Annotated in this window: 6 protein-coding genes; 1 reads left to right on the plus strand and 5 read right to left on the minus strand. The window is 52.6% G+C overall.

Features of this window, described 5'->3' with window-relative positions; translation table 11 throughout:
* Positions 1–803: 803 nt before the first annotated feature.
* Positions 804–2159 carry an MATE family efflux transporter gene (locus tag H6A34_RS05910; protein WP_205104112.1) on the plus strand — a complete coding sequence of 452 codons (1356 nt, stop codon included), beginning with the start codon at positions 804–806 and terminating at the stop codon, positions 2157–2159.
* Between the two features lie 92 nt (positions 2160–2251).
* On the opposite strand, the gene H6A34_RS05915 is transcribed toward H6A34_RS05910, so the two are convergent.
* From H6A34_RS05915 to H6A34_RS05935, 5 genes are all read right to left on the minus strand, one after another.
* On the minus strand, positions 2252–3655 hold the full coding sequence (locus H6A34_RS05915; protein ID WP_239480779.1) for a sialate O-acetylesterase: 1404 nt from the start codon (positions 3653–3655) through the stop codon (positions 2252–2254).
* A 137-nt stretch (positions 3656–3792) separates the two neighbouring features.
* Complete coding sequence (locus H6A34_RS05920; protein ID WP_420870816.1) at positions 3793–6948, minus strand: glycosyl hydrolase; 3156 nt, start codon at positions 6946–6948, stop codon at positions 3793–3795.
* Positions 6945–9758, minus strand: a complete 2814-nt coding sequence (locus tag H6A34_RS05925; RefSeq protein ID WP_205104116.1) for a glycoside hydrolase family 2 TIM barrel-domain containing protein — start codon at positions 9756–9758, stop codon at positions 6945–6947. Before H6A34_RS05925 ends, H6A34_RS05920 begins: the two co-directional genes overlap by 4 nt.
* A gap of 117 nt (positions 9759–9875) precedes the next feature.
* On the minus strand, positions 9876–12974 hold the full coding sequence (locus tag H6A34_RS05930; RefSeq protein ID WP_205104118.1) for a glycoside hydrolase family 2 TIM barrel-domain containing protein: 3099 nt from the start codon (positions 12972–12974) through the stop codon (positions 9876–9878).
* A 170-nt stretch (positions 12975–13144) separates the two neighbouring features.
* Positions 13145–17188, minus strand: a complete 4044-nt coding sequence (locus tag H6A34_RS05935; RefSeq protein WP_262896353.1) for a beta-d-glucuronidase/beta-L-arabinofuranosidase — start codon at positions 17186–17188, stop codon at positions 13145–13147.
* Positions 17189–17249: the final 61 nt, after the last annotated feature.

Here is a 17249-nt window from a genome sequence, read left to right on the forward strand (position 1 = left end):
CCCCACATGAGCATCGGTAACAACACCCCGGAGACGGCGCACGCCGGGAGCGGCGAACAAAAACGGCTGTGGAAAAGAAAAAAAACGGTGGGGCATGGAGGGAATGACAACGGAAGATAGTATCTTTGCTGCGATTTTGTCAGGCGGCCCCGCGGGTCCGCCTGACAAAGACCGGGAATGTAAAGTAAAGCGGCACATTTCCTGATGCGATGTCAACTATTCCAGTACCTCTATCAAGAGTGTGTAAAATAATGTAGTTTATTTAAACAAAAACTGTCAACCTATTTCAGGAAAAGACAGTCGGCAGCGTTTCGAATCGTGAAAGATGGCCTTTTGGCAGACGAAAGACCGTATTTTGCGGCATGAAAGACCGCCTTTTACAATGCGAAAGGCGGCCTTTTGCAACGCTTATGGTAATGGCTTGATTTACAGATAGTTACAATGTTGGTTGCGGTGAGCCGTCAGTCCTGTGCAGTAGCGCCTGCCGATAAGAATCCTGCCGTCGTGCCACAAGCGGCGAGAGGCTGCGGGACGTGGGGCTTTGACTTCTTGGCGACTGCCGGGATGGATAACAACTTTAACTCCTTCAGCTATTGAAGGGCTGGAGCTTTGCTGACATTCATTTTATGGCATAACCATGTTGCATTCGTTTTGCCATACCGGCGGAAAGTTGTAATTTTGCACGCTGGAAAAGCGTGAAGGGTTATGCGCCGGCCTGTGGCGGCATTGTGCCGTGCCGGCCGTCGCTCGTTTGTCGGCGTTTACTTGTATTACGCCCTTCGCGTGCATAAAGGAAGATTGTCATGTCGTATAACTATGAGGCCAGGCTGAGCACGGAACGTATGGTTCCGCTTGTGTTCAAGATGGCCATGCCGGCCGTTGCGGCCCAACTTGTCAACCTGCTTTACGGCATTGTTGACCGCATATACATAGGCCACATACCGCAAATCGGCACCGACGCGCTGGCCGGTGTCGGCGTCACCACGTCGATAATACTGCTCATATCGGCCTTCTCGGCCATTGTTGGAGGCGGAGGCGCGCCACTGGCAGCCATCGCCCTGGGGCAGAACGACCGTGAGCGCGCCGGCCGCATATTGGGCAACGGCGTGCTGCTGTTGGTGGCCTTCACGGTGGTAACGTCGCTTACGGCCTATGTATTCATGGAACCGCTGCTGCTGTTGACGGGCGCCTCGGTGCATACCTTGGTCTATGCCGTCGACTATCTGTCGGTATATCTTATGGGAACGATATTCGTCGAGCTGTCCACGGGGCTCAACACGTTTATCAACGCACAGGGACGCCCCGCCGTGGCGATGTATTCCGTGCTGATTGGCGCCGTGCTCAACATCGCGCTCGACCCTCTGTTCATATTCGCGTTCGGCATGGGTGTCAAGGGCGCGGCCGTCGCAACGGTCATATCCCAGGCGTGCAGTGCCGTGTGGGTGCTGCGCTTCCTTACCTCAAGCCGCGCTTCCTTGCGTATAGAGTGGAGGTATGTGCGTCCCGAGCGCAAGGTGATTGTGCCAATCGTGGCCCTGGGAGTGTCGCCCTTTATCATGGCGAGCACGGAGAGCCTTGTAGGCTTCGTGCTCAATACGGGCCTCAAGCGGTTCGGCGATATATACGTCAGCACGCTCACGGTGTTGCAGAGCGCCATGCAGTTCGGCAGCGTGCCGATGACGGGTTTTGCGCAGGGCTTCGTGCCGATAGTGAGCTATAACTACGGGCATGGCGACGTAGACCGTGTAAAGTCGTGCTTCCGTGTGGCCGTTACGGTGATGTTCACGTTCAATCTTGTGCTTATGCTTTTCATGATATTCTTTCCTCATGTCGTGGCGTCGGCCTTTACTGATGATGTCGTGTTAATCGGTTCGGTGGGCGTCATGATGCCGCTCTTCCTTTCGGGTATGACCATATTCGGCCTGCAGCGCACATGCCAGAATATGTTTGTTGCCCTCGGACAGGCTAAAATATCCATTTTCATTGCCCTTCTGCGCAAGGTTATCCTGCTTGTTCCGCTTGCCTTGGTGCTGCCTCGGTGGTTCGGGGTGAAGGGAGTGTTCGCCGCCGAGGCCGTAGCCGACGCCACTGCGGCTATCTGCTGTACGCTGATATTTGTGTGGAAGTTCCCGAAAATACTTATAAAGGTGAGAAGGTGAAAAAGGTGAGAAGGTGAGAAAGCCAAATGAATTTTACGACAAATGTAAAACAATGGCTTCCTCACCTTCTCACCTTTCTCACCTTCTCACCTTTACCAGTTGTCCGTCCTGAACGAGCTTACTGGCAGGCCGTCGCAGTACAGGTCGCCGTTAACCCAGTCCTTGAAGGCGTAGCGTACGGCTACGGGATGTGGCACGGCTTCGCTTCTGACATACACTTTGCTTCGCTCTATCCATGCTTCCGCAGGGTGGAACACACGGTCTTCGCCGGCCACTTCAAAGTATTTACTCTTCAGGCCGTTGCGTCCGTACACCCACATGTCGGCCCTGTTGAAACGTACTATGGCCGTATCGTTCTGGAAAGTGACATCACGGAAGTACGGGCTTTCCGATGTTATGCCTTCTATTCCGTATGTCTTGTCGAGCGCGAGCAGGGCAAGGCGCAGTCCGGCCAGGTTCTTCTTGCGCGGGTGGATACCGTATTCCAGTCCGGCATCAAGGAGCACGGCCATGCCGGCGTTGGGTATCATAAGCTCGGCTTTCGACTGTTGTTCGCGCAGAAGGGCGCTGTTCACCGTGTAGTTGATGATTTTATAGTCGTAGGGAGCTATCTGGCAGAAGTAGAAGGGGAAGTCGCCCTGTCCCCATTCCGCGCGCCATCCGTGCACCATAGCCGCCATCATGTCGGCGTAAGTCTTGTAACGCGGCACGTTGTCCTCGCCCTGGTACCATATCACTCCACGCATTGTGTAGCCAATCAGCGGGTGAAGCATTCCGTTGTAGAGTACGGTTGGAGTGCGGTTCTTTGATTTTATATCGTCTTCAGAGGCGGGAATCTTAGCGTCGGGAAAGGCTTTCAGCCAGTCGGCTGTCATCCAGGCTTCGCACGCCGAGCCGCCCCATGACGCTACGATGAGGCCTACCGGCACATCAAGCATGCGGCGCAGCTCACGCCCGAAGTAATATGCCGTGGCGCTGAACTCGCGGACAGAGGCAGGATTGGCCTCATTCCACTTACCGCTTACCGTGTCAACGGGCGTGAAACGGCTGTTGCGCTTAACCGTGAAGAGGCGGAGCTCTTTGTCGGCGCTGTGCAGAATGTCCTCTACGGCGTTCTCTACAGGCTGGTTCTTAAATCCTTTCATCGGCATTTCCATGTTGCTTTGGCCGGAACAAATCCATACCTCGCCGATTAGTACGTTACTAAGTTTTGTCTTCTCGCCGTCACTCAGAGTTATGTCGTACGGGCCTCCTGCCTTTGGAGTACGCACGGCAGTCTTCCACTTGCCGTCCTTTCCCGCCTTTACGGAATAAGTCTTGTTGTCCCACGACGTTGTGATCGTTACCGTTGCCGACGGCTTGGCGGTACCCCACAGGTTGGCATCTGCCTCGCGTTGCATAACCATTCCGTCTGCAAACATCTTTGGCAAGGTAACCTTTGCGTTCGCTCCAGTTACCGCGAGCAGTGCTGTTAATAAAAATGATAGTTTCTTCATTGTGTATTGTTTGTTTTTAGGAGTAATGCGAGAAGGAGTAAAGGAGTAAGTAGATTAACTGCCTTGTCGCTTGCAGGAACTGCCTTGAGGTCATTTCTACTTACTCTTTCCCTCCTTTACTCCTTACTCCTTGAGTTTTAATAATTCAGGATTACTTCCACAGGCCCCGTCAGTCCGGCAGGCAACAGCTCCTTGCTTTCACGGCGGAACTTGCCGTTTGTCCATATACCCTTGAATGGAGGAGTGCCCATGTCGTTACCTTGCAGTGCGTTGGCCCATGTATTTACCACGGTTATCTTCAAGGTGTTGCGTCCGCGTTTCACCGCTTTAGTTATGTCTACGGCATAAGGGGCAGTCCATGCCGTGCCGCATTCGTGTCCGTTGACATATACAGTGGCTATGTCTGCAACGTTGCCGAGGTCGAGCAGAATGTTGCCTTTGGGTTTACGTCCGAGCTTGAACGTAGTTGTATAGGTCGCATGTCCGGAGTAGAACTTTACGTCATTGATGTCCGATTTGCTCCAGTCAGACAGCTTGTTTGTCGTTGTCGTGCGTCCTGTCTTCTCGAACTTTATAGTCCATTTGTTGCCGTTTAAGGTCGTAAGGGTCTTTCTGCTTGTCTTTATTCCTTCGGTAATGCCCGGTACTTTGTCGTCAGACAAGATGTAGAATGCAGAACCACCTTCCGGCAACGTAACGCTGTTGCCTGCCAAATATACTTTCCCTGTTATTGCGTCAGCAATGTATCGGTATTCCCTTTCAGCCCTGAATGTGGGTGTGAAAGTCATCGTCGAGTCTGTCTGGTTGCTGAGGAAGTATATGTCTGCACCGTCAGCATGGCGGTGGGTGAAGTCTATTCCTTCGGGTAAGTCGGCATCTTTTCTTAGGCCGATGGAGGTCAAGTCAGGTTCGTTCCACGGCTCCTTGATTACCGGCACGCCCCATTTCTCGATTGAGTCGATGGTGTTCCAGCATGTAACGATACGGCTGGGGTTCATCTTTCTTGCCTGGGGTATTACCAATGCAGAGTAAGCCATGCCGTCTTGTGTAACGAGCATGTTGTTCTTTACTTGTGATTTGCCCAATACGTCATGGTTGAACGAGTCGTAGCGGTAGCCGCGCAAGGGGTTAATCCAATGCTCGGCCTTTGTCATGTTAGCCGTATGGGTGACTTTCACGGGGCTTACCTCCAGCGGTTGGCCTACGTTGGCGAGTCGTTCTTGTTCACGCTTAAGGGTCTTTTCGCCGAACAGTCCGGGCAGTGTTGTTGTGAGTCGTTCAGGCAGGACCGCTCTTCGTGGTGTTTCGTCGCCGGTGTATACGGCAAGGTCTACAACGGGATGTCCGTATTGAAGCAATGCCTGGCAACGTGAAATGTAGCTCGTGAATGCCGGCATTTCCCTCCACCATGTGTTGTCGCGCTGGAAGAAAGTACCAATACCGTCAAGTGTCATTCCAGGTGCGCGGTCGGTCCATGGGTTATGAGTGTTTACATGGAAAACTATAGCGTTGATACCGATACAGTAATTTCTGTCGAGCAATGGTTTCAACAGAGCGAAGTCTTCATCCCATGTGCCGCGAATCTCGGTGAAACCTTCCGCTTGTACAATGTTTTTTCCATAGATATGTGCGCCGCTTACGGCGTCGAGCATATCGTTGAGCTTGTCATGTGTGGGGCTGTTCAGCCAGAATTCACCCATCGGATAGTCTGCATATTGGTAATGCAGAAGACCGTCGCTGACCATTGTCGGCGCCACGCATTCTGTTGAAAGCTTGCAGCCGTACTGCTTTGCAAGAGCAGCAACCTCGTCAAAGAAAACGTCGTTGATGAGTTCGGCAATGGTCTGTCGTATGTCGCGCAGCACCTTTTCAGACGCTTCGGATGAAGCGATTGGTACTCCGGCATATAATGGAAGCCAGCGCATTAGGTCGTATCCTCGGCGGCTTTGAAACTCCTTCGCGAAGTTGTCGCTCCAGTTTTGGCTGCCACATTCCCAACTGTCTACATGCAGTCTGGTAAGCACACGCTTTGCTATATCTTTCGGTACGTGATTGTATATATTGGCAAACCAATTGTCAAACTGTTTTCTTATTGCAGTACGTGAGAACTTGTCGCACTCCAGTCCACGGCCACCACCACCCGTGGCGTTGATGTGTCCCGTGCTTGTATGCCCCATCCTGATTATGTGCCAGCGGCCTTTAGGAAGGTTTATGGATATCGGTTTTTCAAGAAAATCGTTTGAAGGAAGTACTCCTGTAAGGTTTATCATCTTGCTCGGCTCGATGCATTCATTGTCTGCAACGGGGAAATATTCGGATACGCGCCATACTTTTCCGGACTTTCCTTCATACCCGTCAATAACTGGTTCGGAGCCAAGTACGAGTCCTGCGATTTTCAAGTTCGGTTTCCATTTTGCCGCATCCATGTCTTCTGAGCCTGGGTCGCTGCCTTCAGGTGTCCAATGGAATTTGAAGTAACGCGCCGTTGTTGCTGGTATTGCGTAAGTGGCGTAGGCGTCAGTGTTCTGCCAACCTTGTCTTGCCGGACTTATTTCACGGACAAAACGGTAGTTTGTTCCGTCGTCGGAAGCGTAAACCTTGAATCTGTGGGCCTGATAGTTGTTGCCTCCTGTGATTATTTCAACGCTGCGAAGAGTATAGGGCTCGTCGTAAGACATTATTATGTCGCAAGGTTCCGAAGAGCGGTATGGAAATTCAACAGAGGCTTTTGGTTTCCTTGGATCGTAAAAGTCAGCAGGGTAGGCAAAGGCTGTTATGTCTTCATAATAGTTTTCCTTGCACGCCGGACGTGGCAATATTATTTCCTGTTCGCCGCCTTCAACGATGGTGTCAGACCATACTATGCGTTGCATCGACTCTTCCGGTGTAATCCAGGGACCGCCGCCAAGCGCAAAACCGTCAGAGAAGTGGATACCTATTTGCATGCCGAGACTGTCTGCCGTGCGGAAGGCTGTATCCATCCTTTTCCACCATTCTGGAGACAACTGCCGTGCAGTGCCGTTATATTGTGGTCCGTCACTTACATCCTTTATCGGCATGAGGTAGCAGCCCTCGATACCTGCGTCGTGCATAGCGTTGAGATCAAGGCGTACGCCTTCGTCCGAAACACATCCGAACATCCAATACCAGAATGTCCAGGGGGCATTTTCTTCACTCGGGGATATAAAACGCTTGTACCATTCAGGAGTGTTCTCCTGAATGGTATTTTGCGCTGTTGCATTCGCCAGTGTGGCGCATGCGAAGATTATGGAAAGAAGTCTCTTCATGGTCATTCAAAATGTAATGTTACTTCACCGACATATGTTCCATGTGCCCAAACCGGTTGGGCAGACGGCCCGTTGAGGTCAGTTGTATTCACTTTATTGCGGACTGCCGGTATTACCTGCATCAGACTGATACCTGTTTCCGGCAAAGTATATAGCAACTGGTCGCGTCCGTCTTTCGGTTGGAATACTCCAACGTATTCAGAGTCAGTTCCGGGTTGTATGGTTATGGTGCCGTTCTTGGTCTTGAGCTTCATCCATTGTACACCCGCAAAGTATCCCTTGAATTCGGGATAGATGAAACTTTCGCCAGGGACTGGGTCATTGTAGTCGTTGCTCCATACTCCGAGCTGCGGCCCGTGCACCCTGTTTTTCCATACTCGGTAAGGTCCGTGACCGAGCCACTGCTTACTCTCGACGTCAGTTTCGGGCATATCGAATTTTACTCCCATGAGGTCTACAACACCGTTGAAGCAATATGTGTAGACAAGACGTGCTCCACCGTCGGGCGCAATGTGCCATTCCGCCTTTTGAAGTGAACCGAGTTTGTATTCGGAAGTTACTATAACAGTATCATTTTCGCCGTCCTTTGTTGTTGTCTTGACGAATGTGCCTTGGTCAATGTACTCAGTATAAGTGGTCTTTTTCTTCTCGGCTTCAGGGTCGTCGTGGTTGTAGAACTGGTCGAATGACCTATCCGCACGGCGGTAAGCGAAGAATTTGGGGCCGTTTTTGAATGTATATTCGCCTTTATTTGTCGTTACGCTTGCCAGTGTTCCGTCAGTCTCAGAGAATGTGTAAGTCACGTTTCCTGCCTTAACGGTATTGCCGCTGACTGTCGGTTTGCTGCCTTTTGCGCCACCTTTATATATATTGTCGGAGTTTTTCAGTTTGAAAACCCAGGTGAAGAGTTCCTCGCCATACTGGTCGGTAGCCTTTACGCTGAGTGCGTCGGCATTGTCTGGAGCGGCAGGAATGCTGATGGTTCCCTTTGAATCGGGAGCGATGTCGGCGCCGTTTACAGTTCCGCTTTTCACGGTTTCGGTGTTAGCTCCATTGTATTTTATGTAAGAATAATCAAATTTACACTTGTCAAGGCTGAGGAAGTTGTAACGGTTTTCAACGTTGAGTGTACCATTGAAGTTCTCAGGCATAAACACTTGTACCGGACTCCAGATTTGTTTTACCGTGTAATAGCTGCCCTCTTTCTCGTGGTGGGGGCCTACAATGCCGTCAGCTCCGTAGTTGCCGACGTTGTCAATCATGTTGTTAAGGTCTGTGCGGACAACTCCTTCATCGGCGTATGCCCAGATAAATCCGCCTGCACAGCGCGGCCATGAACGCATGAGTTCCCAGTAGTCATACAGTCCGGCACCGGCTCCGCCGTCGTAAAGGGCGTGCAGGAACTCCGTCGGCATGAATATTTGTGGGCGGCGCATGTGTTCTTCGCTTTCTCCATAAGAACGGTAATGCATGGTCTCATACCCTCCGTAGTTGCCTTGCGGATGAAGAACGGGACGCTTCTGAATGTCCCATTTGTGGAACTCTCCGTCCAGTTCGGTGTTCCATCCCTTCTCATTTCCGTTGCTCCACCAGATGATGCAAGGATGGTTTACGTCACGGGTTATCATCTCCTTGATGAGCTTTTGTCCGTTGATTGTCTCGTGATGACCGTGCCAACCGCTCAGTTCGCTCATGACGTAAAGGCCAAGACTGTCACATGCATCATAAAACTCTGGGTCTGCCGGATAGTGAGACAGGCGAACGGAGTTCATGTTCATGCTCTTGATAAGCTCCACGTCTGCGATGTTGAGCTGTTTGTTCAGCGTACGACCGCTCTCAGGCCAGAAACTGTGGCGGTTCACTCCGCGTATGTTTACTTTCTTTCCGTTGATGTACAGGCCGTCTCCCTCGCGTGTCTCTATGGTGCGGAAGCCGAACTTGTCGCGTTCGATGTGCAGCGTTTTGCCGTTGCCATCGATGAGCGCGAACTCCACCTGGTATCTGTTAGGCGTCTCGGCAGTCCACAGCTTAGGATTGGAAACGTTGAATGTAACGTCTGCATGGTCGCTGCCTTGGCGCACGGCAGTAGTGTTTTCAGCCACTTTCTTGCCACTCATGTCGCTTATCGTGGTGCGCACTTTTGCTCCTTCGAGCGTATGGTTGAGCAGGACAAAGGCGCTGAACGAGCCATCCGCCTTTGCGTCTATTGCCGTCCGCTCGATGTTTATGGCAGGTTTGCAGACAATAAACACGGGGCGGAATATGCCGCCGAAGTTCCAGTAGTCGGCACGACGCTCGGCAAGGTTAACGCCCTTGTTGGTACTTTCCTTGCTTACAGTTACCTCGAGAAGGTTTTTCTTGTCGCCGAAGAACACACGGTCGGTCACGTCGTAAGTGAATCGGTAGAACGCTCCTTGGTGCAGCGAACCAGCCTTGCGCTTGTTGATCATCACCTCGGTATCGGTCATCGAACCCTCAAACACGAGGTCGATGTGGTGGTTTTCCCATTCTTTTGGCAACGTAAATTCGTACTTGTACATGCCTTTCTCGTCGGCAATACCGTCGGGAAAGGGTTTACCGTAGAACTTCATGCCGTATTGGTAAGTGCCGAAGCCTTGCAGCTCCCAGCACGACGGCACGCCGATTTTTGTCCACTTGCCCGAGTTGTTGCCTCCAGTGCAATAGAAATCCCATTCTACCATGTCGTCGCTGCCATGTCCGCTAAGGTACTGGCGCTGTGTGTACACGCTGCCTTGCGCGAATGCTCCAGTTGCGAACGATGCCAGCAGTAGGGCTGAAATCAATAGTTTCTTCATCTTTGTTTTGTTTAGGGGAGAAGGAGTAGGGAGAGAAGGAGTAAGTAGAAATGCCTGTTCTGCTTGACAATCACGTTCCTCTCGTTTAGGCCTTGCTCTTTGTTTTTATTTCTTTTATTATTTTATTCTCGTAAAACGGACGTGCAGCGTGTGCGGCTTTTGCGGTATGCTGTACTTCGTCAGCACGCCAGGGCCGCACGAACTGTTGCCCAGTCCCATCACGGCGGCGTCTATATTAAGGTAAACGTTGTCCTCGATAGCGAGGTCGCAGTCGTGCGCCGTGGTGTAAAGTTGTGCCGTAGAGTAGGGCAGAGCGGTAAATGAGAACGGCTTGCCGGCCTCTGCTGTGATACGCCATCCGCGGCCTTTAGCGTCGGTGATGGTCACCTCTGCCGTCTGCTCATGGTTGCCCGAGTACTGCGGACGGGCGTAATGCACGTATTGTTCGGCTACCGTACTGTTCCAGCGTCCTATCGAGGCAGCCTCCAGTCGGTCGGGATACGTGTCCTGAAGTCCCATTCCGTACCAGCTCAACTGTGTCATCTCCTTGGGCAGGACAAACGTGTTGCCCATGCAGGGGAGCGGCGGAAGCGTGCCTTCTGGGGTGTAGGTGGCATGGAAGTCTACCGACCCTTCGGCGTCCATCTTGTATGTATAGTCGGCGCGTATGCTGCCGTTGATGTATTTGTTGGTTGTGGATACGCTTACCGTCACTGTGCCGTCGGCATTCCTTACGGCTTCCAAAGGCTTGGTGATTGTGGTTGAGAGAGAGTCAAGACGGTTGTTCTTCCAGTCCTTCGCAATCCAGTTGCCGAAGCCCTTGTCGTTGTCCGTGGGGGCGCGGAAGAAGTGCGGACGCACCATATCAAACCATTTCTTGGCTTCTTCGATGTCTGCCTGCTTGCCCGTCTTCAGTTTCTTTGCCTTGAATGCGGTAGCCATGCGGTCGTTGATTACGAACTGCTCGTTGCAGACCTCATGCCCCGCGTCTGCCCAAGGGGTGCTGTTTGTGAGGACGACGCTTATGTTCAGGCGTACGTCCTTGTTCTCGTCATATTTTAATGTGGGCAGGGTTAAGTCCTCAAGTACGCCTTTCTTCGTAACTTTACCGTTCTCCGTGATGTTCCAGAGGAACGTATAGTTGTCTAATGAAACATGTTCGTCACGCTTGATTACGTTCACCTTGCTGCCGTCCAATGTCAGTTTTATCGGTGCGTAGACAGCTTTCACCTCGTAGTATTTTGGCGTTGGTTCGCAGGTTGACGTAACAATGCCCTTTATGCAGAAGGCTCCGAGGTTAGGAGCGTCGCCGAAGTCGCCGCCGTATGCAACCATAGTCTTGCCGTCGTCACGGCGCTTGAAGATGCCCTCGTCGGCCCATTCCCAGATGAAACCGCCCAACATGCGCGGGTGACTGTATATTTCGTCCCAGTATTCCTTGAAGTTTCCCATGGCGTTACCCATAGCGTGGGCATACTCGCTGGTCAGGACGGGACGGTTATCGTTGGTCTTCTGCGCTATGGAAAGGAGCCTTTCCCAGCGTGCGTTCTCGGGACGTTCCATGTTGTTGTCCTTCACTCCGGGATTGAGATACTCTTCCTGTACGCGCGGATAGAAGCGGCTTATCACGTCAACGGTGGCCGGGTCTTTGCTGTCAGGGCCTTGAGCGCCTTCGTAATGTACAAAACGTGTCGGGTCATATTCCTTCACCCATGCTCCCGTTGCCGCGAAGTTGGGGCCCCATCCGGACTCGTTACCGAGCGACCAGAACACTACGCAGGCATGGTTGCGGTCGCGGATTACCACGCGCTGCGTCCTGTCCATGAAGGCGGCGGCCCATGTAGGGTCGCTCGCAAGCTGTCCGCGCAGACCGTGTTCCTCGATGTCGGCCTCGTCCATTACGTATATTCCGTACTTGTCGCACAGCTCATACCAGCGCGGGTCGTTGGGATAATGGCATGTGCGCACGGCGTTGATGTTGCCCTGCTTCAGCAGTCTTATCTCCTTCTCCATGCGTTCCATGGTCATCACCTTGCCCGTTACGGGGTCCATCTCGTGACGGTTCACTCCGCGGAAGCGGGTCGGCACGCCGTTGACAAGGAAGCGGCCGTCCTTTATTTCAAGGCGGCGGAATCCGATTTTGGTTTCCACCTGTTCAATCTTGTTGCCCTTATCGTCGACCAAGGCCAACTTCAGTGTGTAGAGGTTAGGCGTCTCTGCCGTCCATTTTAGCGGGTTCTTAACCGTAGCTTCGAGCCATCCGTAGGGGGCGTAACCACGTTGCGGGTTGCGCGCGTTCATGATTTTGCCCTTGTGGTCGAGGTTCAGCATGGGGACGGCATCCTGTTTCAGAACGCTGTCGAGCACGGCTTTGCCGTTGGCGTCGTACAGCTGTGCCTCTACGTGATAGCCCTCTCCGCGCTGTCCTTCGATAACCGACAGTTCGGGATGGATTACGAGTCGTGCGTCGCGATAGTTGTCGTCAAGCAGCGTGCGCACGCCGAAATCACGAATGCGGATGGGCGGCGTGGCGTAAAGATATATGCTGCGGTGTATTCCGGCGAGGCGCCACATGTCCTGGTCTTCAAGGTAACTGCCGTCGGAATACTTCAGAACTTTCAACGCTATGAGGTTCTCGCCGCTGTTGAGGTAGGGCGTAAGGCGGAACTCAGCCGGTTCCATGCTGCCCTCAGAGTAGCCTACCTGCCGGCCGTTGACGTAAACGTAGAACGCACTTGCCACCGAACCGAAATGTATGTACACCTCCTTGCTCTTCCAATCGTTGGGTATCGTGAATGTGCGGCGGTAGCAACCGGTGGGGTTACGCTCGACGAATGCCGTGTACTTGCGCTTCGGTTCCTTCATTACGAATGGCGGGTCAATCTTGAACGTGTAGCCCGAACTGCTGTATATGGGCGTGCCGTAGCCGTTGACTTCCCAGTCGCCGGGCACGCTGAAGGTCGTCCATGACGTGTCGTCGAAGTCTTTTTGATAGAAATTCTCGGGTTGTTCGTCGGGCGTCTTTGTCCAGTTGAACTTCCACAGGCCGTCAAGCGACATCTGTCTGTCGCCCGGCGTTGTGCCGTAAGGCGTGAACGAGGCCCGTGCCGGTTCACGGTTTATCGACATGACGTATTGGTTTTCCCAGTCGTGCCCTTGTCCTGCGGCCATTGCCGAGCACAGGGCGAGCGCTGCTGTCAATAGTAGATGTCTCATTATGAATTGTCTCTTGTTATGTTTCGGGTAAAGTATTGTAGTGCGGTGTCTTTTTCATTGTTTAGCGAAAGACGGCAAACCACATTGTAAAAGGCCGTCTTTTGGACGGTAAAAGACGGTCTTTCGCAGTCTAAAAGACGGCCTTTTGCAATGCGTTGAGTATCAGAGGGTTATTCAATCGTAAGTTTCTCGAACAGCATTTTGTCGAGTCCCTCGCCGCTGAGCGTCACGATATAGCTGCCCGCGTTGATTTGCGAGCCTGTGGTTATGCTGGTGTTGCGGCGCTTTGTCTTCTTCACCGGAGTCTGCAGGAACGTGATGTCGTCCTCCTTGTAGACTACGCCGTTGAGGTCGGTGATTTTCACGTGCAGGTTCCTTACAGCCTCGGGGTTGTAGTAACGGAAACGCATCGCGTAGACTTTGGCTACTCCCACGTTGAAGTTCCACGTCATTGTGCTGTCCTTCACCATGCCGTCCACCTCTATGGCGCTGCTTGTGCGTGGCGGCAGCAGGCTGTCTGGCATTTCCACAAGGATGTCTTTGTCGAACTTATGCCATAGGCTGTCGTCTTTTATTTCGGGATAGTCGGCAGCGGCGTCAGGGTCTTTCGAGGCTATTGCTATGGCAGAGATTATGGCCTGTCCGGCGCTCACTTTCGGGAAGTCAATCTTTATTCTGTCGCCGGAAGTGTGGACGTTCAGCACACGTTTGTAGGGTTTTGCGTAGCGTGCCTGTGCCCATACGTCGAGGTCGCGGATGCAGGTGCTGTCGTTGATAGCCACGTCAAAGAGGCGCAGTCCTTCGCAATCGGTTGTTTCGCTGGCGCCCGGGCCATACCAGGGCTCGATGAAATACAGCTCAACACGGTAGTCGCCGGGGCGTACGGGGAACGAGTATGACAGCTCGTGGCGGCCGAAACGCGATGTGCGGAACAGCGGCGATACGGGCAACAGCGGATTTGACGTCTGGCTGGCCATGTACGAATTAGCCTCCTTCGGGAACCTGTCGCCCCATGAGCGCGACCATTTAGTGTTGTCCTGTGTCCACTCCGTGGCGAAGATATCAGTGTAGGTGTCGCCTCCGCAGTTTATGTTGTACAGATAATGGTAGCCTTCGGCGGGCTTCAGTATCTGCTCGTTCCATGTGCGGAACGATGGCAGGGCCAGCGTGTCGGCTGCTGCCGGTTGGCCGTTGAAGTAGGCCGTGGCAATGAGCAGGTCGCCTTTCAGCTCTGCGTTATGCCATTTATAGAGTGTCGTGTTGGCTTCTCTTGTCTTTTGTTCTTTCCACCATCCGCATTGCAGAGCTACGGAGTCGCAGTTGCTGTAAACGCGGATGCTGTCCGTAGTGATGTTGGGCACGATGTACACCATCGGTTCCTCAGAAGCCGGAGTGTAGCGTGACTTGTACATATAGAATGCGTCCGTAGGCTGTTCCCATGTGGTAAGGATTCCTTTATGGTTGAACGGGCCAACCTTGTCGATACGCCTCAAACCCTCGTCAGGCTGGCGTCGTCCGGGGTTGTCGTGGCTTTGCAGTATCCATTGGAACTGTCCGCACACGCTGTCCTTAACGCTCTCGGCCAGCTGAGCCTTGCGTTCAAGGATGTCGCAGAATTTCTCCTCGGTGTATCTTTGTCCCGTATGGTTGCCCACGGTGCGCCATGCGCCGTACTCGCCGTTGAGCAGCTGGTCGTCACGTTTCAGTTCCTCGGCGTAGTTCTCGAGCTTTCCGCCATACGTTCCGCTCCAGTTCTGCACTACATTCCAGTCGGTTCCGTCGCCGCCGTTGCAGGTTGTCACGAGGCGCATGGTGGCGCACATCGGGTCCATCTGCTTTATTATGTCCATGCACTCTTTTGCAAAGTCAGCGGGCAGGGTGCTCTCGTTCTGCAATCCCCACAGTATAATGGACGGAGAGTTGCGGCGTTCCTTAACCCATTGCACCAGGTGGCGCTTGAAACTTTCGCGGAACTGGGGCGTGTCATACCATATATGAGCTGAGAATTGGGGCCACCACAGCAGGCCTTCCTTGTCTATCAGGTCTTTGTAATGCAGGTTGTGTGGCTGGTGGGCGTCACGGAAAGCGTTGAATCCGGCGCTTTTCACTTCCTTTATTCTGGCGTCAATCTGCGCGTCGGTAAAGGCGTGGCTCTGTCCGAACTGGTGCTCGTACTCGCACACTCCGTTGATGAATACAGGCTTGCCGTTCAGGTAGAAGCGGTTGTCACCGTCTTTTCTGTTGAGCGGCCAGCTTGACGTTCGCACTCCGAAGGGCGTAACGAGGTCGTCAGTGGCCTTATTGTTACGTTTCAAAATGGTGTTGAGTGTGTACAGATAAGGGTCGTCAACGTCCCAAAGGTGTGCGTCCTTGATGGCTGCTTGTTGCTTTACGAGCTTCATTTCGCCCGGTTTCAGCACGATATTGTCGGTCAGGCGGATAACCTGTTTACCGCTCTTATCGCATATTTTACTGATAACGCTTATGGTGTCGGCGGTGTTACCGTAGTTCTTCACTTCCGTCTCGACAAACAGGCTGTCTGCCGTAGCGTTGTTCCAGATGTGCGTTCCGAACGGTTCAACACGTGTCTTGTCCGTTATTTCGAGAACTACGGGGCGGTAAATGCCGAACGGTTGAGAGCCTTCACTGAATCCCCATTCGGAACTGCAACCGCCGCATACCCACGGCATGTCGGTTATTCCCTTGGGATGTGATACTCTTACTGTAAGTTCGTTGTCGCCACCCTTGTTGACGTTCTTGGTTATGTCTATCGTCTTTGTTGTCCTGCCGATGTCGTAACGGCCGAGACGCTTGCCGTTGAGGGTCACTTCGGCGTATGTGCCTACGCCCTCAAATCGGATGAAGTACTGCTTGCCGTCCATGTCGGGAGCGGTAAACGTTTTCTTGAACGTTGCGTTACCATGCAGGTTGCCGTGCTCTTTTTGCAGCGCGCCGTAGTAATCGTCGAGGTTGAAAGGTATGTCCTTGACGAATGTCTTGCGGTCGAACGTAATGCTCCAATTGTCGTTCAATGAGGTGATAAACCTCTTTCCCGTTGCGTTAGGACGCGGAAAGTTCACTTCACTCTTGCCCATCGGTTTGCTTGTCGCAACGGCAATACCGCGCTGGTCATGGTTGTTCACTGCGCAATAGAAGTGGTACACCACTCCGTTATGGTTGATAACGCAACTCTTGTGGGCAAACATTTCGTCGTAAGGTTTCGACGGAGTGATGAGGTCTTCGCCCTGCCAGTCAGTCCAATGGATGAGGTCATAGCTGGCAGCGAACGTGTTGAAGGCGTTGTATTCACGAGTAGGATTGAACGCAGAGAAGTAGAACATCACGTAAAGGTTGCCCATCTTTACTATCTGCGCGTCGCCGGTTATTGTGCCGTCAGAGTCGTGCGCAAAGACGGGATTGCCCTCATAGCGTTTCCATTTCTTCATATCGTTCGAGAAAGCAATGCCAACACGCTCACCCTTCGGATGTGTCTCGTTCTTTCCCGCAGCGTTGTAGAACATCATGAACTGGTATCCGAACTTCTTTTTGTCCACCATGTAGACCGTGCTTTTGTACTGGGTCATCTGCTCCCACCACTGCGCTTCCTTATCGTCATACGACATTATGGGCTTCTTGTAGGTTTCCCATAAATGGGCTTTGGTCACGTCGCCATCGGTTGAAGCAAGTCCGATACTGAGCGGAGCGTTGACCGATTCGTATCCGGTTCCGGCTCCTCCTATGTAGGTCATCCAATAGCGGTCCTTGAACTTCTGGATGTTATAACTGCCGCCCCATTCGTTATCAATCAACGCAGGGAATCCTCCACGCTGGTTCATGTCCCAGCCTTCGTTGCCGAAAGCCAGCACACGGCCGAGGGTTTGCCAGTGGAGAAGGTCTTTACTCTCGGCTATCCATGTCTCGTAGCCGCGGCCGTTGGTTCCGTTAGAGCCGTTGTAGCACACGTAAGTCATGTACCACATGTCGCCTTGGCGGAACACCGTGGGGCAGTCTACTTTCCTGTCATTGCTCTCGGGAGCGACAACAAGGCCGTATTTGTACGGAGTCCTTACCTTGTTATATATGTTACGCATCGCCTCTTGGCTCACCTCCGTCTGTACCGTTGGTTGTGCCTTGGCGCGCCGGCGGTTACGGTTTTGCGCTTGTGAGTCGGCCGCGATTAGTAGTAATAGTATGAAGATTATGTTTCTAACCATTTCTTTCTTGATATAGGCGTTTGTCGGATACGTTTAGCCTCGATTTTTCCGAGGTTGTAAA

Source organism: Marseilla massiliensis, from assembly GCF_016899855.1.
Taxonomy (GTDB): Bacteria; Bacteroidota; Bacteroidia; order Bacteroidales; family Bacteroidaceae; genus Prevotella.